General features: G+C 66.0%; 19 protein-coding genes. 10 read left to right on the forward strand and 9 right to left on the reverse strand.

The genetic code is table 11. The features are described 5' to 3' along the window. Positions 1 to 117: 117 nt before the first annotated feature. Complete coding sequence (locus HGB10_09335; protein NTU72003.1) at positions 118 to 1,122, reverse strand: SPFH domain-containing protein; 1,005 nt, start codon at positions 1,120 to 1,122, stop codon at positions 118 to 120. A gap of 239 nt (positions 1,123 to 1,361) precedes the next feature. On the opposite strand from HGB10_09335, the gene nhaA reads away from it, so the two are divergent. Then, positions 1,362 to 2,675 (forward strand): Na+/H+ antiporter NhaA, encoded by a 1,314-nt coding sequence (gene nhaA, locus HGB10_09340; GenBank protein ID NTU72004.1) that lies wholly within the window; start codon positions 1,362 to 1,364, stop codon positions 2,673 to 2,675. On the opposite strand, the gene HGB10_09345 is transcribed toward nhaA, so the two are convergent. Continuing rightward, positions 2,665 to 3,492, reverse strand: coding sequence for an META domain-containing protein (locus HGB10_09345; GenBank protein ID NTU72005.1), 828 nt, complete (start codon positions 3,490 to 3,492; stop codon positions 2,665 to 2,667). The two genes, nhaA and HGB10_09345, sit on opposite strands and share 11 nt — an antisense overlap. 137 nt (positions 3,493 to 3,629) lie before the next feature. On the opposite strand from HGB10_09345, the gene HGB10_09350 reads away from it, so the two are divergent. Continuing rightward, on the forward strand, positions 3,630 to 5,798 hold the full coding sequence (locus HGB10_09350; protein NTU72006.1) for a beta-propeller fold lactonase family protein: 2,169 nt from the start codon (positions 3,630 to 3,632) through the stop codon (positions 5,796 to 5,798). A gap of 12 nt (positions 5,799 to 5,810) precedes the next feature. On the opposite strand, the gene mqnC is transcribed toward HGB10_09350, so the two are convergent. The 7 genes from mqnC to HGB10_09385 all read right to left on the reverse strand — a co-directional run bounded on the left by mqnC (position 5,811) and on the right by HGB10_09385 (position 12,980). Beyond that, entirely contained in the window at positions 5,811 to 6,857 is a 1,047-nt protein-coding gene (gene mqnC / locus HGB10_09355) for a dehypoxanthine futalosine cyclase (protein ID NTU72007.1), read from the reverse strand. Positions 6,858 to 6,946: 89 nt separating this feature from the next. After that, complete coding sequence (locus tag HGB10_09360; protein NTU72008.1) at positions 6,947 to 7,783, reverse strand: menaquinone biosynthesis protein; 837 nt, start codon at positions 7,781 to 7,783, stop codon at positions 6,947 to 6,949. Between the two features lie 10 nt (positions 7,784 to 7,793). Next, positions 7,794 to 8,972 (reverse strand): aminofutalosine synthase MqnE, encoded by a 1,179-nt coding sequence (mqnE, locus tag HGB10_09365; GenBank protein NTU72009.1) that lies wholly within the window; start codon positions 8,970 to 8,972, stop codon positions 7,794 to 7,796. A 99-nt stretch (positions 8,973 to 9,071) separates the two neighbouring features. Next, entirely contained in the window at positions 9,072 to 9,824 is a 753-nt protein-coding gene (locus HGB10_09370) for an ABC transporter permease (protein ID NTU72010.1), read from the reverse strand. After that, positions 9,821 to 10,822 carry an ABC transporter ATP-binding protein gene (locus tag HGB10_09375; GenBank protein NTU72011.1) on the reverse strand — a complete coding sequence of 334 codons (1,002 nt, stop codon included), beginning with the start codon at positions 10,820 to 10,822 and terminating at the stop codon, positions 9,821 to 9,823. Before HGB10_09375 ends, HGB10_09370 begins: the two co-directional genes overlap by 4 nt. Next, on the reverse strand, positions 10,819 to 12,003 hold the full coding sequence (locus HGB10_09380) for an ABC transporter permease (GenBank protein NTU72012.1): 1,185 nt from the start codon (positions 12,001 to 12,003) through the stop codon (positions 10,819 to 10,821). The genes HGB10_09375 and HGB10_09380 overlap by 4 nt, the downstream gene beginning before the upstream one ends. 11 nt (positions 12,004 to 12,014) lie before the next feature. After that, entirely contained in the window at positions 12,015 to 12,980 is a 966-nt protein-coding gene (locus tag HGB10_09385; protein ID NTU72013.1) for an ABC transporter substrate-binding protein, read from the reverse strand. 162 nt (positions 12,981 to 13,142) lie between these two features. Between HGB10_09385 and HGB10_09390 the strand changes: the two genes are divergently transcribed. From HGB10_09390 to hppA, 8 genes are all read left to right on the forward strand, one after another. Next, the gene (locus HGB10_09390) at positions 13,143 to 13,640 is read left to right on the forward strand and encodes a C_GCAxxG_C_C family protein (protein NTU72014.1); all 498 of its coding nucleotides are present in this window, start codon (positions 13,143 to 13,145) and stop codon (positions 13,638 to 13,640) included. Between the two features lie 131 nt (positions 13,641 to 13,771). Next, positions 13,772 to 15,805 carry a CocE/NonD family hydrolase gene (locus HGB10_09395; GenBank protein NTU72015.1) on the forward strand — a complete coding sequence of 678 codons (2,034 nt, stop codon included), beginning with the start codon at positions 13,772 to 13,774 and terminating at the stop codon, positions 15,803 to 15,805. A gap of 35 nt (positions 15,806 to 15,840) precedes the next feature. Next, positions 15,841 to 17,250: a tRNA lysidine(34) synthetase TilS gene (tilS, locus tag HGB10_09400; protein ID NTU72016.1), complete on the forward strand. Its 1,410-nt coding sequence runs from the start codon at positions 15,841 to 15,843 to the stop codon at positions 17,248 to 17,250. A 39-nt stretch (positions 17,251 to 17,289) separates the two neighbouring features. After that, positions 17,290 to 17,835 carry a hypoxanthine phosphoribosyltransferase gene (gene hpt, locus HGB10_09405; protein ID NTU72017.1) on the forward strand — a complete coding sequence of 182 codons (546 nt, stop codon included), beginning with the start codon at positions 17,290 to 17,292 and terminating at the stop codon, positions 17,833 to 17,835. Positions 17,836 to 17,844: 9 nt separating this feature from the next. Beyond that, positions 17,845 to 19,872, forward strand: a complete 2,028-nt coding sequence (locus tag HGB10_09410; protein NTU72018.1) for an ATP-dependent zinc metalloprotease FtsH — start codon at positions 17,845 to 17,847, stop codon at positions 19,870 to 19,872. 1 nt (position 19,873) lies between these two features. Then, entirely contained in the window at positions 19,874 to 20,446 is a 573-nt protein-coding gene (gene folE, locus HGB10_09415) for a GTP cyclohydrolase I FolE (protein ID NTU72019.1), read from the forward strand. Beyond that, positions 20,443 to 21,303, forward strand: coding sequence for a dihydropteroate synthase (gene folP, locus HGB10_09420; GenBank protein ID NTU72020.1), 861 nt, complete (start codon positions 20,443 to 20,445; stop codon positions 21,301 to 21,303). The genes folE and folP overlap by 4 nt, the downstream gene beginning before the upstream one ends. A 174-nt stretch (positions 21,304 to 21,477) precedes the next feature. Beyond that, positions 21,478 to 22,117 (forward strand): sodium-translocating pyrophosphatase (gene hppA / locus HGB10_09425; GenBank protein ID NTU72021.1); only part of this gene is annotated, 640 nt, incomplete at its 3' end.

A 22,117-nucleotide genomic window follows, 5' to 3' on the forward strand; every position in this document is an offset into this window, starting at 1 on the left:
CAACTGTCTTTCCGAAACTGGGAAATACCGCGAGAACACCGAGATCACCCTGACCGCCTCCGAGGGCGGTGAACCCGGCGGCGAGCAGTGGGCAACCTCGGCCACCGCTTCCAGATCTTACACCGGTACTTCTCCAACTGCCGCCACCGGCGCGGCCGCAGGAGCCGCGGCAGCCGCCGCAGCATCGGCCGCGGCCTTCTCGGCAGTCGCGGCATCGGTCGCTGCCTGCTGGACCTGCCCCGACTGGATGCCACCGGCCACACTCTGGCCGATGCCGGCACCGACGAACAGGCCGGCCATGCTGGTGCCGTCGCCACCCGTCTTCATGCCCTCGGCCGCGCCGAACATCGCTTCGGTCTGGGCCGCAGCCATGTAGCGCGGATCGCCGGCAAGACGCATCTTGGCCATGCGGTCCTTGATCTCGAGCAGGCGCACGCGGTCGTTCTCATCCATGTTGACGAGGAAGTCCTCGATGCGGGTGATCGCGAGGCCGAACGGCTCGAGGTACTGCGCGGCGGCCGCCACGATGGTCTGCTCGAAGTCGAGCGTGTACATGCCAGAGGTCACGTCGAGGAGCGACCACTGCTCGGTCTTCATCTTGCCGTTGACCGTCGCGCGCAGGATCTTGGTGAGCTGATCCTTGATCGCGTCGATGATCATGTCGTTGCTTGCGATGGTCTGGGTGCCCACGAGGTTGAGGATGAGCTTGGCGGGATCGACGACCTTGAACACGAACTCGCCGAAGACGCCGCACCGGATGACTTCGCCGGTGCCCGGGTCTTCGACCTCTCCCATCGAGCCGCCGAACTTGTTGTTCGCGAACTCACGGCTTGAGACGAAGTAGAGCTCGGCCATCAGGACGTTTCCGCCTGTGACGCTGTCGATCAGACCGCCGAGGAACGGAATCTGCGCACCGTCGAGCTTGTGCTGCCCGCCCTGGAGGTATCCGACGACGTTACCGGTCTTAATGAAGTACGCCCATTCATCGGGCTGGACCGTGACGACCGAGAGCATGCGTATGTTGGTCTCGGGCCACTTGTACAGCACCAGGTCCTTGCTTGAGTCGGGGCGCGCGATGAACTGCTGCTGCACCTCGCCCTTCACGCCGTCGAACAGTCCCATGGGTTCCACCTTCCATCGTGCACGGCACCGTCAATCGTCAAGAACGCCGGGCGAATCACGGCGTTCTTGTAGTGTGCATTCCCATTCGGCGCCGCGCTATGCGGTCCGGTGACAAACGCACACGAGAAGCATAGCCCGACCGAGCCTCGTGAACTGCGCCATTCGGCGATTGTGGGAGAATGTGCCGACGACCGCCGTCACGAGTCGGGGAGGGCTAAGTGGCTGACGATAGCACCGAGATGAGCCGTCGCTCGGGCCTGCTCGGAGGATTCGCTGACTTCCTGAAGCTCGAGATCTCCGGCAGCGTGTTCCTGCTAGGGGCGACGGTGCTCGCGCTCGTCATCGCGAACTCTCCGGCCCACGAGGCGTTCGAAGCGTTTCTGCACGTTGAGTTCGGAGTTGAGTTCGGCAGTTGGTCGTTCATCCAGTCGATGAAGCACTGGATCGACGACGGTCTCATGGCGGTGTTCTTCTTCGTCATCGGGCTCGAGGTCAAGCGCGAGATGGTAGTCGGTGAGCTGTCAAAGCCGAGACAGGCGATCCTCCCCGTCCTCGCTGCGTTGGGCGGGATGCTGGTTCCGGCGGCCATCTACCTTGCGATCAACGCCGGCGGGCCGGGTGGGCAGGGCTGGGGAATCCCGATGGCGACCGACATCGCCTTCGCGCTGGGCGTCCTCGCGGTGTTGGGTAGCCGCGTGCCCGCGAGCCTCAAACTGTTCCTCACCGCGCTTGCGATCGCCGACGACATCGGTGCGATTCTGGTGATCGCCATCTTCTACTCGCGTGGCTTGTCGCTGTGGTGGCTGGCTGTGGGCTTCGTGCTGCTCGGCGTGTTGCTCGCCCTCAACCGGCTGCGAGTCGACGCGACGCTGCCCTATGCACTCATCGGCTTCGCCGTGTGGTTCTGCTTCCTGAACTCAGGCGTGCACGCCACGATCGCGGGCGTACTGGTCGCGCTGACGATTCCGGCCCGGGCCAAGATGAGCCCGCTCGCGTTCGTGGACTACAGCCGCCACCGACTTGCCGCGATCGAGTCAGCCGATACACCCGGCGCACACGTTCTCGACGACAACGAGCAGCAGGAATGCGCGTTCGAGATCGGACAGCGCACGGCGTGGGTCGCCTCTCCTCTGCAGCGGATGGAGCACTCGTTGCACCCGCTCACGACGTACGTGGTGTTGCCGTTGTTCGCGCTGGCGAATGCGAACCTGCGACTTGTCGGGCTCGACGTCGGCGCACTTCTCATCCAGCCGGTCACGCTCGGCGTGTTCCTTGGTCTGGCGCTCGGCAAGCCGCTCGGCATCTCGCTGTTCGCGTGGGTCGCAGTGAAATCGCGTCTCACCGAACTACCGAGCGGGCTTACCTGGCGTCACGTTATCGGCGGCGGCATTCTCGGCGGCATCGGCTTCACGATGTCGCTGTTCGTAGCCAATCTCGCCTTCTCGGAGAAGCTGCTGCTCGATGAGGCGAAGATGGCGGTGCTTCTGACCTCGATCCTCGTGGGGATCGGCGGGTATCTGTTCTTACGAGGGTCTACCGAGGCTACGGAGTAGCGCGGAATCCGGCCACGCGCGCGTCCCCGTTCCACAGAATCAGCTCGTCGCCAGTGATCTCGTAGCGGGTGGTCGTGGGCAACGCGGCGAGGTATGCAGCCTCTTGGGCCATGAGCTCCGGCTCGCCCATCATCTTTGTGGTGCCGATCTGCGCGTCGATGGTCATGTTCTCGCCATCCACCTTGTAGGTCGAGCTGTACTCGTTGACGCTCGCGTTGCCCGAGACGGCGTTGGAGTCGTCGAAGGCGATGGTGATCGTCGAGCTTTCGACGAGACCCACAACGGCCTGCTTGCCGTTGTTGTAGTTGGTGGCGTACCAGGTCATCCCGGTGAGCTTGGCCGGCTCGGATGCTTCGAAGACAACGAGTTCCTTGCCGGACTCATCGAGCAGCGTCAGCGCTTCGGCACTCACCGTGTAGGTCTTCGCTGCGCTGAGAGCGGCGAAGTAGGCGGTCTCCTGCTTCATGAGCTCGTCGGGTCCGGCCATCTGGGTGGTCGCTCCGAGCGTGAACGTGATCGCGTTGTCGCCCGAGGTGGCATACGTCGCGTTGTAGGTGTTGATGCTGCCCTTACCCGACACCGCGCCTGCATCGAAGATGGCGGTCGGAGGCGCGTCCGGCACCACAGGGGCGAGCGTACCCGCCGCGTCCAGTACCTTGGTCGCGGTCCAGTTGGGGCCGACGAGGAGGGCCGGATCCTGCTTCGCACCACCGGCCGATGAACCCGTACCACCTCCGGCGCATCCGGTAAGCGCGACCGCGGCTACTATGACAGCGCCAACCATCACGAGCGTGGCGATTCTCTTCGTCAGCTTCATCGTCAGGCCTTTCGACGTCTCGGATTGTGCTCAATCTAGCGTATCAGGGCGCCGGTGGCACGCCATGCCGCTTGGCGGACAGCCGTTGACCCGGTACCAAGCAGGGGAGTACGTTCGAGTTGGATATGGGGTGAACGATGGGCGCGCGTAGTACTCGCAAAGGGCTTCGGCGACGCGCTGCTGCCAGTGTGGTCGCAGGCGCTTTGGTTTGCGCGCTCTCGCTGACCGGCACGGCCCTCTCGGCCGATGTCCCCATCGCGACGGTGGGCGTAGGCCTCTCGCCCGCTGCGATCGCAGTCAACCCCATCACTCACCGTGTGTACGTCGCGAACTTCTACGACGACACGGTCTCGGTCATCGACGGCGTCACCGACTCCAACGTGGCGACGATTCCGATGCCACCGGGCCAGTCGATCCCCGTGCCCAACGCGGTTGTGGTCAACGCGATCTCTTCGCCGCCGCGCGCCTACGTCGCGAACTGGCAGTCGCACACGGTGTCGTTCATCGATGAATCGACGCTCACCAAGACCGCAACCGTCACGGTGCCGGCGTCCAATGGTTTGGGAAATCCCCGTGCGCTCGCCCTGTGGGCCACGAGCACGCCGCCCAAACTCTACGTGGCGAACTACCACCGCGACTCGGTGAGCGTGCTCAACGCTGAGACGGGGGCGTCGATAGCCGAGATACCGGTTGGCAGCTCTCCGCGCGCGTTGGCGATCTTCACGAGCGCCACGCGCAAGCGGCTCTACGTGGCCAACCGGTACAGCAACAACGTGAGCATCGTGAACATGGAGACCGACGCCGTCGTCGCGACCGCAGCGACCGGCGCCGGGCCCAAGGCGATGGCGGTCAATCAGTCCACGGGTGACGTCTACGTGACCAGCCCCGCGAGCGACACGGTCACCGTCATCAACGACACCGATGCCGTCGAGGCCAATGTGGCCGTCGGCGACAACCCACTGGGCGTCGATATCGATGAGACCACCGGTCGAATCTTCGTGGCCGACTACGCCAGCAACGACGTCGTCGTCATCGACTCGGCCACCAACGCCGTCGAAGCAACGATTGGCGTCGCGACTCAGCCGTGGGCTGTCGCTGCGGACCAAGGTGACCGCAAGGTGTTCGTCACCAACTACGGCGCCGATCAGGTCACGATCATCGACCGCGATCTTGCCGTGACCACCTGTGCGGTGGGCTACCGCCCGTACGCGCTCGCCGTCGATGAGGGCTCCACCCCGCACAAGACCTACTGCGCCAACTGGGGCAGCAACAACGTCACCGTGATAGACGAACCGGCGCCGATCGCGGGGCTGCTCGGCCCGACGGTCGCGCGCGCGGGCGGCGACGTGGGTGCGGAGTCTGTAGCCGTCACCGTCACGCCGTTGCCCGGCGATGCGACGACGAGCGTCACACCTACGATCTCGGGCACAGCCCGAAGTGCGCGCTCGCCGTATCGAACGCCCATCGCAGCGGTGTTCGTGCGCGTTGATGGGGCCTCGGCGCTTCAGCGAGCGACCATCACAGGCGGAGCCGGCACGCCCGATGTGAGCTGGCAGTACCTGCCCGCATCGCCGCTCTCGGTGGGAGCACACGAGGTGAGCGTCGTCGTGTTCGATGACGCATCCGCCAGCGCCGTGAGCTCGGGGCAGGATCAGGCGGCGCGCTCGGCCAGTCCAGCCGGTGGCGCGGTCTACGGATTCGACGTCGACCCCCCGTTCGGGTCCATCGCAGGCACCATCACCGCAAGCGGGTTGCCGCAGGTCCGCATCGTCGTCAGCGCGTTTGACGCCGAGACGAACTCGTATCGCAAGGGCGTGTTCACCGATGCGTTTGGCCGATACGCAGTGTCGGGTCTGAGCGCGGGCACCTACCACCTCAGGTTCACCGGAACCACGCCCTCGACGCTCTCGCAGTACTACGACCACACGTCAGCGATCACTGCCGCGACGACTCTCACCGTGACCGGCGGCGCGGTCACCCCGGCCTCAAGCGACCTGGCCCCGCCGGCGCCCACCGCCGGAACCATCGCGGGCAGCATCACCGCCGGGGGGCTGCCGCAGGCGCGCATCGTGGTCACCGCGTTCGATGCGGCGACGAACTCGTATCGCAAGGGCGTGTTCACCGACCTGCTGGGCGGCTACGCGATCACCGGCCTTACGCCGGGCACGTACCACCTCAGGTTCACGGGAACCACGCCCTCGTCCCTCTCGCAGTACTACGACCACAAGGCGACGATCACCGCAGCGACCACGTTGACGGTGGATCCGGGTGCGGTGACTGCGGCCTCGAGCGATCTGGCTCCGTAGGCGCATGGCTTCTTAGAAGCGCTTCACTTCTCGGTAGAGGGTGTCGCGTTGCACGGGCTCGTAGCCGGCGTCACGGATGAGGCGGACGAGCTCCTCGCGTGCGAGCATGAACTTCGTTCCGGCCGCCGCCACGACGTTCTCCTCGATCATCGTCGAGCCCATGTCGTTGGCGCCGAAGGCGAGCGCTATCTGCCCGACCTTGCCACCCTGCGTCACCCAGCTCGCCTGGACGTTGCGCACGTTGTCGAGGTAGAGCCGCGAGACCGCGAGCGTCTTGAGGTACTCGTAGCCGCTGGCCGCGGTCATCGGAAGACCGCTCGCCGCGCCCTCATCCTCCGCGAGCTCGGTGTTACCCGGCTGGAAGCTCCAGGGGATGAAGGCGCGAAAACCCACGTGGCCGGCGGCGACGGCCTCGTCTTGCACCTGTCGGATGCGCTCCATGTGCTCGACGCGCTCGGCGAGCGTCTCGACCGAGCCGAACATCATCGTCGCCGTCGTCGAGATGTCGAGGGCGTGCGCGGCGCGCATCACGTCGAGCCACTCGTCGCTCGTGGCCTTCTTGGGAGAGACGTGGCTGCGGACGCGGTCGACGAGGATCTCGGCTCCGCCGCCGGGCAGCGAGTCAAGGCCGGCCTCGCGCAGCCGGCGCAGCGTCTCCGTGGTGCTGATGCCTGAGATGCGTGAGATGTGCACGATCTCGGGCGGGCCGAAGCCGTGCACGTGGATCGCCGGGTGGTCGGCCTTGATGTCGCGCAGCATGCCCTCGTACCACTCGATGGTGAGGTCGGGATGCATGCCGCCCTGCAGCAGGATTGCGGTGCCGTCGAGCGCGATGGTCTCGGCGACCTTCTCGGCGAGGTGCTCGCGGGTCAGGACGTAGGCGTCGGTGGCGTTGGCGTCGGTGTAAAACGCGCAGAAGCGACAGCCGCTCACGCAGACGTTGGTGTAGTTGACGTTGCGGTCGACGATGAAGGTCACCGCGTGCTCGGGCACGATGCGCTCGCGCGTCGCAGCAGCGGCCTGACCGAGCTCGAGCAGGTCGCCATGGTCGAGCATCATCACGGCGTCTGCAGCGGTGAGCCGGTATCGGCCGGCGGCGGCTTCGCGGGCGAGGAAGCCCGTGACCTGTCGGGGATTGGCGGGAGTGATCACGAGTCCTCCCCGAACACGACCATGTCGGGCACGGCGTCGAGCTGGCCGATCGCAGCGGCCTCAGTGAGATAGCGCACCAGGCCCTCCCGGAATCGTAGCTCGAATCGGAACTGGAGCGCGTCGAAGTAGCTGCGGAACTTATCCGCCGAGAAGTGCTCCCAGCGCGCGGCGTACTCGCTGATCTCGTCGAGGTGATCGCGGCAGTAGGCGAGCGAGTCGGTCAGGGCGTCGGCCACCGAGCGAACCGCTTCAGGGTGCTCGGCGGCGTACTCGCGACGGACCGCCCAGACGGCGAAGACGAACGGCAGGCCGGTCCAGGTCTTCCACTCGGTGCCGAGGTCGTAGGTGTGGAGGTGCGCCGGCTGCTCCCAGTAGGCGCGGATCGCTTCATCGCCGATGAGCAGCGCGGCGTCGGCGTCGCGCAGCATCGCGGGCAGGTCGGGCGGCATCTCGACGTACTCGGGATTCACGCCCCATCGCCGCTGCAGCAGGATGCGCCCGAGCACGACCGAGGTGCGCGAGTTGGCTGCGAGCGCGACCGTGCGACCGTCGAGGTTCTCGGCGGGCACCTTGGAGACGAGCAGGATCGACTGCACCTCGCCGTCCGATGAGATCGCGATGTCAGGCAGCAGGACGAACTGCTCGGCATGGCGCGCGTACTCGATGGCGGGGATGGGCGCGAGGTCGAGCGTGCCGTCGACGAGGTCGGTTGCGAGCTCGGCCGGATTGGCGCGCACGAGGTCGACGTCGAGCAGGACGTCGTTCTTCACCATGCCGTAGTACAGCGGCAGGCAGTTGATGAACTGGATGTGTCCGAGTCGCGGGCGCGGCATCGTGTGTCCGCTACTCCTTCGGGAACACGCCGATGAGCGGCGCGGCGCCGATTGGGCCGGCGTTCCATGCCGGTCGGCTCGCTTCGTCTGCGTACATCTTCACGATGCGGTAGAGCGTGTCGCGCTCCACGGCCACATGTCCGGTCTCGGCGATCATGTTGACGAGATCGTCCTTCGAGAGGGCCTCGGGAGTGGTGGCGCCCGCCATGTGGGTGATGCGCTCCTCGACGACGGTACCGTCGAGATCGTCGACTCCGAACGCGGTCGAGAGCTGAGCGACCTTCAGGCCGAGCATGATCCAGAACGCCTTGATGTGCGGGATGTTGTCGAGCATGAGCCGTGCGACCGCGAGCGTCTTGAGATCGTCGAAGCCGGTGGTCGCCGGAAGATCGGCGAGCTCGGTGTTGGCGGGGTGGAAGGCGAGCGGGATGAAGGCGAGGAAGCCGCCGGTCTTATCCTGCTGCTCGCGCAGGCGGATGAGGTGGTCGACCCGCTCTTCCTGCGTCTCGATGTGGCCGTAGAGCATCGTGCAGTTGGTCGCGATGCCCAGCTCGTGCGCCTCGCCGTGGATGCGAAGCCACACGTCGGACTTGGTCTTCTTGTCCCAAGCGGCCAGACGGGTGCGGTCGCCGAATATCTCGGCGCCGCCACCGGGAAGCGCATCCAAGCCTGCGGCCTGCAGGTCCTGCAGCACCTCCTTGGTGCTCTTGCCGCTGATGATCGCCATGTACTCGATCTCGACGGCGGTGAACGCCTGCACGATGACGTGGTCGGGCACGGCAGCGCGGCAACGCGCGACCATGTCGATGTAGAACTCGTAGCTCCAGTCAGGGTGCAGCCCGCTGACGATGTGTATCTCATAGGCACCGTCGGCCGCACCCTCGGCCGAGGCCTTGGCGACCTCGTCGAGCGTCATCTCGTAGGCGCCCTCTTCGTCGGCGTTGCGCGCGAACGCGCAGAACTTGCAGCGGTTGCGGCAGATGTTGGTGGGGTTGATGTGGCGATTGACCATGAAGTAGACGCGCTCGCCGTTGATGCGCTCGCGAACGAAGTCGGCCATCTGTCCCACGCCGAGCAGGTCGTTGCTCGCGTACAGCGCGATGCCGTCCTCGCGAGACAGGCGCGTGCCGGCGAGTACCTTCTCGGCGATTGGGGCAAGGGCGGGGTCGGTGAGGTTGAATGCGGTCACGGTGCCTCCGTGGGAACGAGTTGGCTCAACCTTGCTAGTGTATTCTCGCCGTCCCTGGCGCGCCACCGGGAGGCGGGCGACGGTACTGCGCCGCCGCGTCTACGTGATCGCTTCGACCGTGAGCTCGCCCGGCGACGTCAGTAGCCGGTCGAGCAGCAGGGCCAACATGATCGCCGGCAGAGCACCTTGCAGGATGTAGGCGTTGTTGTAGTCGTGGAAGCCGGCAAGAATCGGCATTCCAAGCCCGCCTGCGGCAACGACGGCGCCCATCGTGGCCGCGCTGACGTTGATGACGAGCATGTTCTTGATGCCGCCCGAGATGACCGGCATCGCCAGTGGCAGCTGTACCGAGAAGAACCGCTGCCACGGTGACATGCCCATTCCAACGGACGCGTCGTAGGCGTCGGGCGGAACTCCTTCGATGCCGGCGATGACGTTGAGCATGATCGGCAGGATGCTGTAGAGCACGAGGGCCAGCACGACAGGCTCGGCGCCGTAGCCGAGCACCGGGACCGCCAGCGCCATGATGGCGACACTCGGCACCATCTGGGAGAGGCTGCCCACACTCACGATGATGTCGCGAAACGGCCGGCCGATACGCGACAAGGCGACCGCACCCAGAAGCGAGCCTACGACCAGCGCGATCACGCTTGCCATGGCGACGAGCGTGACCTGCTCGGCCATGAGCGTCGAGAGCGGCTTGGTGGGGTAGACGACGGTCTCGACATCCGGCACGAGCAGCGTGAGCAGCGCAGAGAACCCGGCGACATCGAACGTCATCCACAGCGTCACGCCCGCGAGGACCGCGATGGTCGCCCAGTGTGCGACGAGTTGGGTACGTTTCGCGTTCATCGGTCGGCGCTCGCTGCGTCGGTCGCCGAGCCGCAGTCGCCTGAGCTCTCGCTGCCCGCACCGAGCGCACGCACGAGGTCGTCGAACCCGAAGGTGCCCAGTGGGCGCTCACCCTCGAGCACCACCACGCGTTCTGCCCTTGAGCCGACCAGCTCGGCGAGCGCCTCCTTCAGTGTCGAACGCGAATCCACGCGCGGGAGGGAGTCGACCGCAGTCCCCGCCGGTAGCAGATCGAGCTTCACCGAACTGATGCAATGCCGCGCCATGATCCGCAGGCCGAGGTTCTCGCCAAAGAAGCTACGCACGAACTCGTTGGCGGGCTCGCGCCACATCATCTCGGGTGCCGAGAACTGCTGAAGCACGCCACCACGGAGCAGCGCGATCCGATCGGCAAGCAAGACCGCCTCTTCGATGTCGTGCGTGACGAACAGGATGGTCTTGCGGACCCGCTTCTGAAGCCGCTGCATCTCATGCTGTAGCCGTTCGCGCGTGAGCGGGTCGACCGCCCCGAACGGCTCGTCCATCAGCAGGACCGGAGGGTCGGCCGCAAGCGCGCGAGCGACGCCGACACGCTGCGCTTCGCCGCCGGACAGTTGCGACGGCCGCTTGGGACCGTACGTGTCCGGGTCGAGCCCGACGAGGTCGAGCAGCTCGTCCACGCGCGCGGCGATGCGCTTGCGGTCCCATCCGAGCAGATGTGGCACGGTCGCGACGTTCTTGTGGATCGTCATGTTGGGAAACAGGCCGGTGTTCTGGATGACGTAGCCCATCGAACGGCGCAACAGTTCGGGCTTCAGATCCGCGGTGTCGCGTCCATCGACTCGCACGGTTCCGCTCGTTGGCTCGACCATGCGGTTGACCATGCGCAGAATCGTGGTCTTCCCCGAGCCCGACGGGCCGAGCAGCACTGCGAACTCACCATCGGCCACATCGAGGTCGACGTGGTCAACTGCGGTGAAGTCGCCGTAGCGCTTCGTCAGGCCGCTGATCTCAATCATCGTGTTGTGTCCCAAGGTTGCAGAGCTCGCTGGAGGGCGAGTACGGAGCGGTCGAAGAACAGCGCAAGCACCATTATCGGGATCACGCCGAGAAGGATCAGGTCGGTCGCGGTCTCACCGGCACCCAAGAAAACGAAGGTGCCGAGGCCTCCACCGCCGATCAGTCCGGCCACTATGGCGCCCGCGGTCGTCTGAACCAGCGCGACACGCAGCCCGGCGATGATGACCGGGAGTGCGAGCGGGAACTCGATCTCGGCGAGCATACGAGTGCGGCTCATACCGACCCCGCGTGCCGCGTCGAGCACATCTGAATCGAGGCTCGAGAGCGAGGTGTAGGTGTTGCGGGCGATCGGATACACGGCGTATGCGGACAGCACGATTATGACCGGCGCCCACCCCACACCTCGAACGCCCAGGGCCTCGAGCAACGGGATGCGCTCTGACGCGCCGGTGAGGATGGGGTTCATCAGGCCGATGAACGCGAGTGTCGGGAACACCTGGAGCACATTGAGCGTGCCGAAGATCGCCGGCTCCAGCGAGCGCCGCCGAACCGCGATCAGCCCGAGGATCAGTCCGGAGATGAGCCCGATGGATACCGCGCCCCCGACGTACGCCAGGTGCAGCCTGAGCTCCACGGCGAAGGACTCAGCGTTGTTCGCGTACTCACGCGCCACGGCAAGCTCGGAGAGCTGCCCGGTCAGTGCGAGCCCGATAACCCCGGCGACCGGGAGATACGTGAGAACGGCCCTCAGCGAGCCTGCCTCCAACCACGCCGTCGCCGCGAAGATGACGACGTAGGAGGCGAACAGGGAAAGCCACGCCGCCCACAGCAGTGATGTGCGCGCGACGTCCGAGGCAGCAGCCACGTGGGCAGAGGCCGCAATGCCTGCACCCCAGAGCATCAGCACGGGAGCCGCGCCGCCCAACACGGTCACCACGATCCCGCGAATCCGATCCGGCAGGGGACTGAGCGATACGAGACCCGCAACGACCCACGCTCCAACGAGAATCCATCCCCAGACACCGAGACCGTTGACGAGCGACGTCGGTTCACCCTCGATGATGCGGTTCTGGTTGAACGAGATGCCGTGCGAGGCGAAGGCCGCCGCGGCCCCGAGGAGTGCCCCGGTGACCGCAACGACCTTCGCATGTTCACGTACTGTGCCGGTGACCTGCGTCACTGCCCGGCTTTCTACTTGAGGAACCCGTTCGCCTTGAGGTACTCCTCGGCGACATCCGATCCCGACTTACCGCCAAACGTGACCTCGCGGTTGAGCGCTTGCAGCTTCTCGGTCGTGAGGGATGCGAAGACCGGTGCGAGGATCGATTCAATCTCAGGATACGCCGACATGATGGCCGACCGGAACAGGGGCGCGGGCGCGTAGACCGGCGGGACGTTCTTGCTGTCAGTCAGGACGACGAGCCCCTGCTCGGCAAGTCCACCATCCGTGGCGTAGACCTCTGCGACGTTCGCACCATCGGTGCCCTTGACGACCGCCTCGATGAACTGAGCGGTCACGCCGTTGGACAGGCCGATCTTCTGGTCGTCCTTCAGCGTGAACCCGTAGGCCTTCTCGTAGGCCTTCAGGCCCGACGGGTTATCCATCCAGGACTGGTCGCCGACCAGCTTCACCGTGCCGCCACCGTTCACGAACTTCGCGAAGTCCTCCATAGTGACGAGGCTGTTCGCATCGGCGAACTCCTTCTTCACCGCGAGGTATTCGCCATTGTTTGCGGGAGCGGGCGTGAGCCAGGCCACGCCGTTCTTGGCGTCTTCGGCCTTGATCTGCTCGTAGCCCTTGACCGGGTCATTCCACATCGGGTCGCCCTCGGGGCCGACGTAGTACTGGCCCGAACCCGTGTAGTCGATCGATGCGTCGACGTCACCGGCGAGCAACGCCTTGCGGACGACGTCGGGGGTGCCGAACTTCGTCTTGTCTACCGTGGTGATCCCGTTGGCGTCGAGCATCTTGATGACCATCGAGCCCAAGACGACGCCCTCGGAGTCCAGGAGAGACGCGACCTTGACCTCCGGTCCTTGCTTCGCGACCGGCGCCGCTGGCGATGCCGGCTTCTCGGCTGCCGGTGCGCAACCGGCGAGAAGCAGCATGCCGCCGAGCAGTGCAGCGACGGCGATGCGTGTGTACCTGCGTGACATGGGTGCCCCTTTCGTTAGCGAGAATCTCGCTGTCCGGAGTCGGACAATCTCGAGTTCTCCCCTGATATACCCATCAAGAATGATGACCGAGCCTGTGGCGCGATTATAGCAAAGGGTGATACATTCTATGCGCAGACTCTAATCATCCCGAGAAGAGGCCCCATGTCAGCCATCTCGGCAGGCGCTTCAAGATCACTCACATCGCTTGGGCTGGTGTCCGTGGCCGATCAAGCGGAACTCGCTGCATCCAGCTACTACGAGGCCGGATACTGGTGTGGCGAGTCTGTGGTCAAGGCCGTGAACGAGGCTCTTGGTCATCCCATGCCGCCCGAGGTGTTTCGCATGGCGTCGGGCTTCTGTGAGGGGCTCGGAGGCTCTCGGTGCATCTGCGGTGCGCTCGCCGGTGGGGTCATGGCTTCTGGCCTGACAGCGGGGCGCACCTCAACCGAAGACGCGTGGGAGCCGAGCTACGATGCCGCTGGCGAGTTGCGTCGGCGTTGGGTCGAGGACCAAGAGGCAGTGAGCTGCGACGAAGTCGTGGCGCGAATCGGGGATATGAACCACCCGGAGCGCTGGGCGCACTGCACCATGCTCGTGGGCCGGACGGCCCGCTGGGTCATCGAAATCGCCGAGGAGCACGGGGCCACTCGCACCGCCTGATTCGGTGGCGAGGCCCACGGTGTCGGTGCTTTCCGATAGGCTGTGCTCATGGTTACGCCCATCCGACATCTCGATAGGCACTCCCGTCGCCCCGGGTTCTCTGACCCCGCACGTCTGGCGGAGACCCGCTGATGCCTGAGCACTGGTCGCCCGAGCAGGCGGCGAGCGTCCGCGAGATCGAGCACGTCTGGATCCCGCTGTCAGACGGCGCGCGGCTCTCGGCGCGCATCTGGCTTCCGAAGGATGCAGAAACGCAGCCGGTCCCCGCGATTCTCGAGTACATCCCGTACCGCAAAGACGATGCGACGGCTTCAGCAGACGCGTCGCGCCATCCGTACTTCGCCGCGAACGGCTACGCCGGTGTGCGTGTGGACATCAGGGGCACGGGCGACTCGGAAGGCATCTGTCTGGACGAGTACCTGAAGCAGGAGCACGACGACGCGCTCGAAGTGCTCGCGTGGCTCGCCGAGCAGCCCTGGTGCACAGGTGCGTGCGGGATGATCGGCTACTCGTGGGGCGGATTCAATGGGCTGCAGATCGCGGCGCGTCGGCCACCGCAGCTCAAGGCCGTGATCACCGGCTACTCGACGGACGATCGCTACACGGACGACTGCCACTATGAAGGCGGCTGCCTGCTCGCCTCGGACATGCTCAAGTGGGCCTCATGGATGCACGCGCTGAACTCGCGGCCACCCGACCCGCGGATCGTCGGAGACGGTTGGCGCGCCGAGTGGCTCGAGCGGCTGCGTCAGACGCCGCCCTACATCGAGCATTGGATGGCGCACCCGACTCGCGACGAGTTCTGGAAGCACGGCTCGGTGGACGAGGATTACTCGGCGATCGAGGCGGCCGTGCTCGCGTTCGGAGGGCTGGCCGACCCGTACCGCAACGCCGTTCCACGCCTGCTCGAGCACTTGAGTTGTCCGAAAGCCGCGATCATCGGCCCGTGGGGGCACGTGTTTCCCTCCCACGGTGTGCCCGGTCCCGAGATCGGCTTCCTGCAGGAGTGCGTCCGCTGGTTCGACCGGTGGCTCAAGGGCATCGAGAACGGCATGGAGAACGAGCCGATGCTGCGGGTCTACGCGCAAGACTCGCTCTTGCCCAGCCGCGACCACACCGAGCGCCCCGGCGTCTGGATCTCCGAGCAGGCCTGGCCCCCGAGCAGCGTGTCGCCGCATGAGTTCGCGCTCGGCGCCGACGCGCGGATGGTATCGCGCTCGGAGGGCCCGATGACCGGCGACCTCACCGTAAGGGGCGACCAGACGTGCGGTGCGCAGTCCGGCGCGTGGTGTCCAAACGGCTTGCCTGCCGAGATGCCCGACGATCAGCGGCCCGACGACGCCCTCTCGCTCGTGTTCGACTCGGATCCGCTCGCCGAACCGCTTGTACTTCTCGGAAGGCCGGAGGCGCGGTTGTCGCTTTCGGTGGACCGGCCACTCGCGTTGGTGTCGGTGCGGCTGTGCGACATCGCGCCGAGCGGCGCGTCGACGCTTGTGAGTGCCGGGCTGCTCAACCTCGCCCACCGAGAAGGCCACGAACACCCGGCCGCGCTCGTGCCGGGTGGGACCTACCAGATTACTGTCGCGCTCAACCTCACGAGCCAGCGCATCGCGGCCGGGCACACGTTACGGCTTTCGGTGAGTCCCACGTACTGGCCGCAAGCGTGGCCGTCACCGGAGGCGGTCGCGCTCACGGTGCACACCGGTGGCGCGAGTACGCTCGTGTTGCCGATACGCTCGGCGCAACCGCACGACGCGACGCCGCCGCTATTCGGGCCTGCGGTCGAGTCCGGGCCGCTGCGCGGCACCATCGCCAGCGTCGCCGACCGCGCGCGGGCTGTGCGGCGCGACGAGGGAGACGGCGTGCTCGTGACCGAGGACCGCACTACGGTCGCCGAGTCGATATCGGCCACGTCGACCGAGTATCGGGAGACGGCCCTCGACCGCTGGACGATCGAGCCGGACGACCCGCTGTCCGCCGCCGTCGACTGCGAGCGGGAGATCACGATCGAGCGTGGGGAGTGGCGTGTACGAATCGTCACGACCGCGCGACAGACCTGCGATGCGACACACGTCCATACGCGCTCGGGAATCGACGCGTACGAGGGCGACGAGCTCGTGTTCACCGACCGACGCACGCACGCCGCGCCTCGGCACCTCTACTAGAGCCGCGTGTCACCCCGAAGCGGTACTCTGCTGGCATGACCTCACTTCCCGACATCGCTCATGCGACCGCCTCTCGTAACGACCTGCTACCCGCAGGTGCGCCGGTGCTCGCGCTGGTCTCCGGCGGCGCGGACTCGATGGCGCTGCTCCACCTGCTTGCTGCAGGTGACCTTGCGCCGGGCTCGCCGCTCTCGGTGCTGCACGTCAACCACATGCTGCGCGGGGCCGATGCCGATGCCGACGCCGACTTCGTCGCCGAGCAGTGCGCCGCGCTCGGCATCGCGTGCCGTGTCGTGCGCTTCGACGTTGCTTCGTACGCCGAGGAGGACGCGCTCAACCTCGAGGATGCCGGTAGGCGCGTGCGCTACCGATTCGCCGACGAGGAGCTCGACGCGTTGTGCGAGAGCGCGGGCGTCTCGCCGCTGCGAGGACGCATCGCGGTGGCCCACAACCGTGACGACCGCGTGGAGACGTTTCTCGCGCGCGTGATCAACGGCGCGGGTTCCGGCGGGCTTGCTTCCATCGCGTACCGTCGCGACCGCATCGTCCGTCCGCTGCTCGACTGCGACCGTGCGACAATCCGCGACTGGCTGCGGTCGCGCTGTGGCGCGTGGCGTGAGGACGCGACCAACACCGATACCACGCGGCAACGCGCGTTCGTCCGCCACGAGCTGGTGCCCGTGTTTGAGCGTGCCAACCCCATCTTCCGAGAGACGCTGGCTCGCTCGATGGATCTGCTCGCCGACGACGATGCGCTGCTCACCACGATGGCCGTCGCGTTTGGGCACGACTTCGCCGAGACGGACCCGGGCGTCAGCGTCGCCTTCGACCGCGAGTGGATGTGCACGCTGGATCGCGCGATGGGGCGCCGGGCGATCCGCTCGGCGCTGCTCGGCTGCTTTCCCGATGCGTCGCGGCTCGAGGCGGCGCACGTCGAGGCGATCGTCGACGGTCTCTCCGAGGACGCCTTTGCGCGCGACCTGCCGAGCGGACTGCGAGCGGAGACCGAGTACGGTAGACTAATCGTCTCGCGCGCGGGGGAGGCCTCGCGGGCGGTGGCACCTTCCTTGCTCCCCATACCCGGTACCGCCGACCTCGGTCCGGCGGGGCTGATCGTGGCCGAGGAGGTGGATCCCTCGAACCTCGTGGGAACGCCGGACTCGATCACGGTCGACGCTGGTAGCCTGGATCGGCTCGTCGTAGACGGGCCGCGCCCCGGAGACCGGATGCGGCCCCTCGGCATGGACGGCACTCGCAAGCTCTCTGACCTGCTCGTTGACGCGAAGGTACCGCGTCGGAACCGCGGCGCGACTCCGGTCGTGCGCGACGGTGAGCGGATCGTGTGGCTGGCGGGGGTACGAATGAGTGAGGAGTACCGAATCGGGGCCAGCACGGCTCGGGCGGTACGGCTGACGTGGTACCGGGAGGGCTCCGGGCACGAGTGAGGGACCGGTCTTTCGACGCGGGGAAGGGCACACGACCACATGGATCTGCATTCAGGCATCTCGCACGTTGTGTTGAGCGAGGACGACATCCAGCGGCGCGTTCACGAGCTGGGTGCGCAGATCAGCGCCGACTATGGCGATGAGCCGGTCCTGCTCGTCGCGGTGCTCCGTGGCGCGGCGATCTTCGTTGCCGACCTCGCCAGAGCGGTGTCATCACCGGTCGAGCTCGACTTCATGGCGGTGTCGAGCTATGGCTCAGCGACCAAGAGCAGTGGCGTTGTGCGGATTCTCAAGGACCTCGATGAGAACATCGAGGGGCGTCACGTGCTTGTGTGCGAGGACATCCTCGACACAGGTCTGACGCTCAAGTACCTGCTCAAGAACCTTGCATCTCGCAAGCCCGCTTCACTCGAGATCGTCGCCCTCTTGAGCAAACAGGGTAAGCAGCGGGTACCTATCGACTGTAAGTACGTCGGATTCGACGTCGAGGACGAGTTCGTCGTCGGCTACGGTCTCGACTACGCTGAGCGTTACCGCAATTTGCCCTATATCGGCGTTTTGAAGCCGGAGATATACGCAGACTAGACGCGCTGGATGCGCGCATCCCCGAGGAGATCCGGGACCGTGAACAAGAACTTCCGCACCGTACTGTTGTACCTGGTTCTGCTGGCCGTCCTGGTCTGGGTCGTCATGGCCTCGATCAAGGGCAATACCGCAGGCCCCACTCCGCTACCCACGAGCGACTTTGTGGCGGCGGCCAAAGACGGACGCATCGCCAACGTCACGTACGTGGTTCGTGACAACAAGCTCGCCGGAGCCTACTGGGACTCGGCTGAGGCGAAGAGCGCCAAGTCCGACCCTAAGCCGTTCACCTCGACATACGTGGGCAGCGACAGCCTGGCCGAGCTCATGGCAGAGGCCAAGACCAAGTTCGGCACCACCTACGACGTGGATGCGTCGGGTCCAAGCCCGCTCATCACCATCATCTCGTCTGTGCTGCCTATCCTGCTTCTGGTCGTGGTGATGTTCTTCTTCCTCAATCAGATGCAGGGCGGCAACTCCAAGATCATGAACTTCGGCAAAGCCAAGGCTAAGAGGATGACGCGTGACCAGCCGCGCATCACCTTCAAGGACGTGGCTGGCGCCGATGAGGCCATCGAAGAACTCCAGGAGATCAAGGAGTTCCTCGCCAACCCGGGCAAGTTCCAGGCGTTGGGCGCCAAGATTCCCAAGGGCGTCTTGCTCGTCGGCCCTCCGGGTACCGGCAAGACGCTGCTCGCCCGCGCGGTTGCCGGTGAGGCTGCCGTGCCGTTCTTCTCGATCTCAGGTTCGGACTTCGTCGAGATGTTCGTCGGCGTGGGCGCTTCGCGCGTCCGCGACCTCTTCGAACAGGCCAAGGCCGCAAGCCCCTGCATCATCTTCGTCGACGAGATCGACGCGGTCGGCCGCCAGCGTGGTGCCGGCCTCGGCGGCGGTCACGACGAGCGCGAGCAGACGCTCAACCAGCTGCTCGTCGAGATGGACGGCTTCGACATCAAGGACAACGTCATCCTCATCGCGGCGACCAACCGCCCCGACATCCTCGACCCTGCATTGCTGCGTCCGGGCCGCTTCGACCGCCAGGTTGTCGTCGATCGCCCCGACCTGAAGGGTCGCCTCGGTATTCTGCAGATTCACGCCAAGGGCAAGCCCCTCACCGATGAGATCGACCTCGAGGTGCTCGCTCGTCGCACGCCGGGCTTCACCGGTGCCGACCTCGCCAACCTCGTCAACGAGGCGGCGCTGCTCGCCGCCCGTCATGGCAAGAAGAAGATCGACATGATCGAGCTCGAAGAGGGAATCGACCGCGTCGTGGCGGGTCCCGAGCGGAAAAGCCGCCTGATCTCCGACGAGGAGAAGAAGGTAATCGCGTTCCACGAGGCAGGTCATGCGGTCGTGGGTCACGTTCTTCCCCACGGTGACCAGATCCACAAGGTCACGATCATCCCGCGCGGGCGCTCGCTCGGCTCGACCTGGCACCTGCCGGAGGAAGAGAAGTTCCTCGGCTCCAAGACCGAGATGCTGTGCGACCTCGCCAGCCTGCTCGGCGGGCGCGTCGCCGAGGAGATCGCCATTGGAGACGTGACCACCGGCGCCTCAAACGACATCGATCGGGCGACCAAGCTCGCCAAGCAAATGGTGACTCGCTTCGGTATGAGCGAGAAGCTCGGACCGCAGACGTTCGGCGAAGCCAATCACGAGGTGTTCCTCGGCAGGGACTTCTCGGCGAACGCTGACTACTCGCCCGAGGTCGCCTACGAGATCGACAAGGAGGTCGCGCGGCTCATCGACGAGGCGTACGAGAAGGCGCGCACCATCCTGACCGAGCATCGTGCAACGCTGGACCTCATGGCGTCGGTGCTTGTCGAGCGCGAGACGATTGACAAGGGCGAGCTTGAAGCCCTGCTCAACGACAAGTGGGACGAGTTCCTCGCCAACGAGCCCGTCAAGAGCGATGACGACGCGGATCCGGGTGCCGATGAGCCGGACGGCGGCGTGACCATCGCGCCCGAGGACGCCGAGTCGGACGCGGATGCTGAGACCCCGATCGCGCCGGGCGTGCCGCCCGCGCTCAATACCTGACGTGGATCGCGAGCGCATCGAACAAGGTGTGCGCCTCATCCTCGAGGGTATCGGGGAGGACGCGAGTCGCGAGGGCCTGCTCGACACGCCGCGCCGTGTGGCCGACATGTACGAGGAGATCTTCGCCGGTCTTGAGCAAGACGCAGGCGAGCACTTCAACGTGACGTTCAACGAGGGCCATCAGGAGATGGTCCTCGTGCGTGACATCCCGCTCTACTCGGTATGCGAGCATCACCTCGTGCCGTTCATGGGCAGGGCGCACGTCGCCTACATCCCAGGTGCGGACGGCCGTATCTGCGGCCTGTCGAAACTCGCGCGCGTCGTCGATGTGTTCGCGAAGCGGCCGCAGGTGCAGGAGCGGCTCACCTCGCAGGTAGCCGACACCATCGTCGAGCACCTCGACCCAGCCGGTGTGATCGTGGTCATCGAGGCCGAGCACCTGTGCATGTCGATGCGCGGCGTCAAGAAGCCCGGCTCCGAGACGGTGACGAGCGCGGTGCGCGGCATCTTCAAGCAGAAGGCCGCCACGCGCGCCGAAGCGATGTCGCTCATCACCGACCGCTCCCGCCGATGAGCGAGCCGGCCGTGTGGCACTGCGGTCGCTTCGATCTGGCGCTCGACGCCCCGCTGGTCATGGGCATTCTCAACGTCACCCCCGATAGCTTCTCCGACGGCGGCCTGCACGACGACCCCATTGCGGCCGTCGCGTGGGGTGAGCGTCTCATCGGGGAGGGCGCGGCGATTCTCGACATCGGTGGCGAGTCGACCCGACCGGGTTCCGATCCGCTGTGCCCTGCCGAGGAACTCTCGCGCGTACGCCCCATCGTCATGCGTTTCGCCGATGCCGACGTCCCCGTCTCTATCGACACACGCCACGCCGAAGTCGCGGCCGCCTGCGTCGAGGCCGGCGCGAGCATCATCAACGACGTCTCAGGCTTCCGCGAGCGCGCGATGGTCGAGGTCGCTGCGGGCTGCGATGCGGGCGTCGTCATCATGCACATGCTGGGTGAGCCCGGGACGATGCAACGCGAGCCCCACTACGCCGACGTCGTCGGTGAGGTTGGCGGCTACCTGCTCGCGCAGGCGGCCACGCTGGAGGCGGCGGGAGTCGCACGGGAGCGCATCACGCTGGACCCCGGCATCGGTTTCGGCAAGACGCTCGAGCACAACCTCGCGCTGCTTGACGGCCTGCCCCGGCTGGTCGAGCTGGGCTACCCGCTTGTGCTCGGCGTGTCGCGCAAACGCTTCATCGGCGAGATCACCGGGGTGGACGATGCGGCCAAACGACTCGGCGGTTCCGTCGCGGCAGCCATGGCGTGCGTGGAGCGTGGTGCGGCTGTCGTTCGCGTGCATGACGTCGGTGCCACGGTGCAGGCCCTGCGGGTCGTCTCGGTGCTGAGCGCGCCGGTGCAGACCGCATCCGCCGAGTAGCGCGGCGACAGCGCGCTGTTGCGGCTTCGCTCGGCGATTCCTGCAGGTATCGGCGGTGTTTCACACGAGTTCACAAATCGTGCCTGCGCACCGCTCCACTCTGATAGAATGTCCGCGACTTGGAGGGGGTGCGGCTGCCCGGCACGCCGCTGCCCAAACCGCTCTGGAGGAAACATGTCCAACCTGCCGCTGTTCCTTGGCTTGGGCGCGGGCGTTCTCGCCGCCGTCTTCGCCGCGTTCCTCGTGATGAGGATCAACAAGTTGCCTGCCGGCAACGAGAAGATGCAGGAGATCGCTGGTGCGATCCAGGAAGGCGCCATGGCGTACCTGGGTCGTCAGTACCGCACCGTCGGCATCGTCGCCGTCGTCTTGGCTATCGCCATCGCGGTTCCCGGCTTCTTCGGCGTGACCGGCTTCGGCATCTGGACCGCCGTCGGCTTCCTGCTGGGCGGCGCGGCATCCGCGGCCGCCGGTTTCATCGGCATGGCGATCTCTGTTCGCGCGAACGTGCGCACCGCCGAGGCTGCCCGCAGTGGTCTGCCCAAGGCACTCTCCGTCGCCTTCGAGGCCGGCTCGGTCACGGGTCTGTTCGTCGTGGGTCTCGGCATCCTGTCGGTGTCGATCATGGCCATCGGCGTCGTGTACTTCAACGTGCCGACCTCGGCCCTCGTCGGCCTTGGCTTCGGTGGTTCGCTGATCTCGGTCTTCGCGCGTCTCGGCGGCGGCATCTTCACCAAGGCCGCCGACGTCGGCGCCGACCTCGTGGGCAAGGTCGAGGCCGGTATCCCCGAGGACGACCCCCGCAACCCCGCCG

It is taken from the genome of Coriobacteriia bacterium (assembly GCA_013334745.1).
In the GTDB taxonomy this organism is placed as follows: domain Bacteria; phylum Actinomycetota; class Coriobacteriia; order Anaerosomatales; family JAAXUF01; genus JAAXWY01.

What these genes read in the sequence shown, in the direction of transcription:
- HGB10_09385 (NTU72013.1), bottom strand. Translation starts at nt 12,980, where the DNA reads ATGTCACGCAGGTACACACGCATCGCCGTCGCTGCACTGCTCGGCGGC.
- HGB10_09350 (NTU72006.1), top strand. Translation starts at nt 3,630, where the DNA reads ATGGGCGCGCGTAGTACTCGCAAAGGGCTTCGGCGACGCGCTGCTGCC.
- HGB10_09395 (NTU72015.1), top strand. Translation starts at nt 13,772, where the DNA reads ATGCCTGAGCACTGGTCGCCCGAGCAGGCGGCGAGCGTCCGCGAGATC.
- tilS (NTU72016.1), top strand. Translation starts at nt 15,841, where the DNA reads ATGACCTCACTTCCCGACATCGCTCATGCGACCGCCTCTCGTAACGAC.
- nhaA (NTU72004.1), top strand. Translation starts at nt 1,362, where the DNA reads ATGAGCCGTCGCTCGGGCCTGCTCGGAGGATTCGCTGACTTCCTGAAG.
- HGB10_09360 (NTU72008.1), bottom strand. Translation starts at nt 7,783, where the DNA reads ATGCCGCGCCCGCGACTCGGACACATCCAGTTCATCAACTGCCTGCCG.
- HGB10_09375 (NTU72011.1), bottom strand. Translation starts at nt 10,822, where the DNA reads ATGATTGAGATCAGCGGCCTGACGAAGCGCTACGGCGACTTCACCGCA.
- hpt (NTU72017.1), top strand. Translation starts at nt 17,290, where the DNA reads ATGGATCTGCATTCAGGCATCTCGCACGTTGTGTTGAGCGAGGACGAC.
- folP (NTU72020.1), top strand. Translation starts at nt 20,443, where the DNA reads ATGAGCGAGCCGGCCGTGTGGCACTGCGGTCGCTTCGATCTGGCGCTC.
- HGB10_09345 (NTU72005.1), bottom strand. Translation starts at nt 3,492, where the DNA reads ATGAAGCTGACGAAGAGAATCGCCACGCTCGTGATGGTTGGCGCTGTC.
- HGB10_09370 (NTU72010.1), bottom strand. Translation starts at nt 9,824, where the DNA reads ATGAACGCGAAACGTACCCAACTCGTCGCACACTGGGCGACCATCGCG.
- HGB10_09410 (NTU72018.1), top strand. Translation starts at nt 17,845, where the DNA reads ATGCGCGCATCCCCGAGGAGATCCGGGACCGTGAACAAGAACTTCCGC.
- HGB10_09390 (NTU72014.1), top strand. Translation starts at nt 13,143, where the DNA reads ATGTCAGCCATCTCGGCAGGCGCTTCAAGATCACTCACATCGCTTGGG.
- mqnC (NTU72007.1), bottom strand. Translation starts at nt 6,857, where the DNA reads ATGATGCTCGACCATGGCGACCTGCTCGAGCTCGGTCAGGCCGCTGCT.
- HGB10_09335 (NTU72003.1), bottom strand. Translation starts at nt 1,122, where the DNA reads ATGGGACTGTTCGACGGCGTGAAGGGCGAGGTGCAGCAGCAGTTCATC.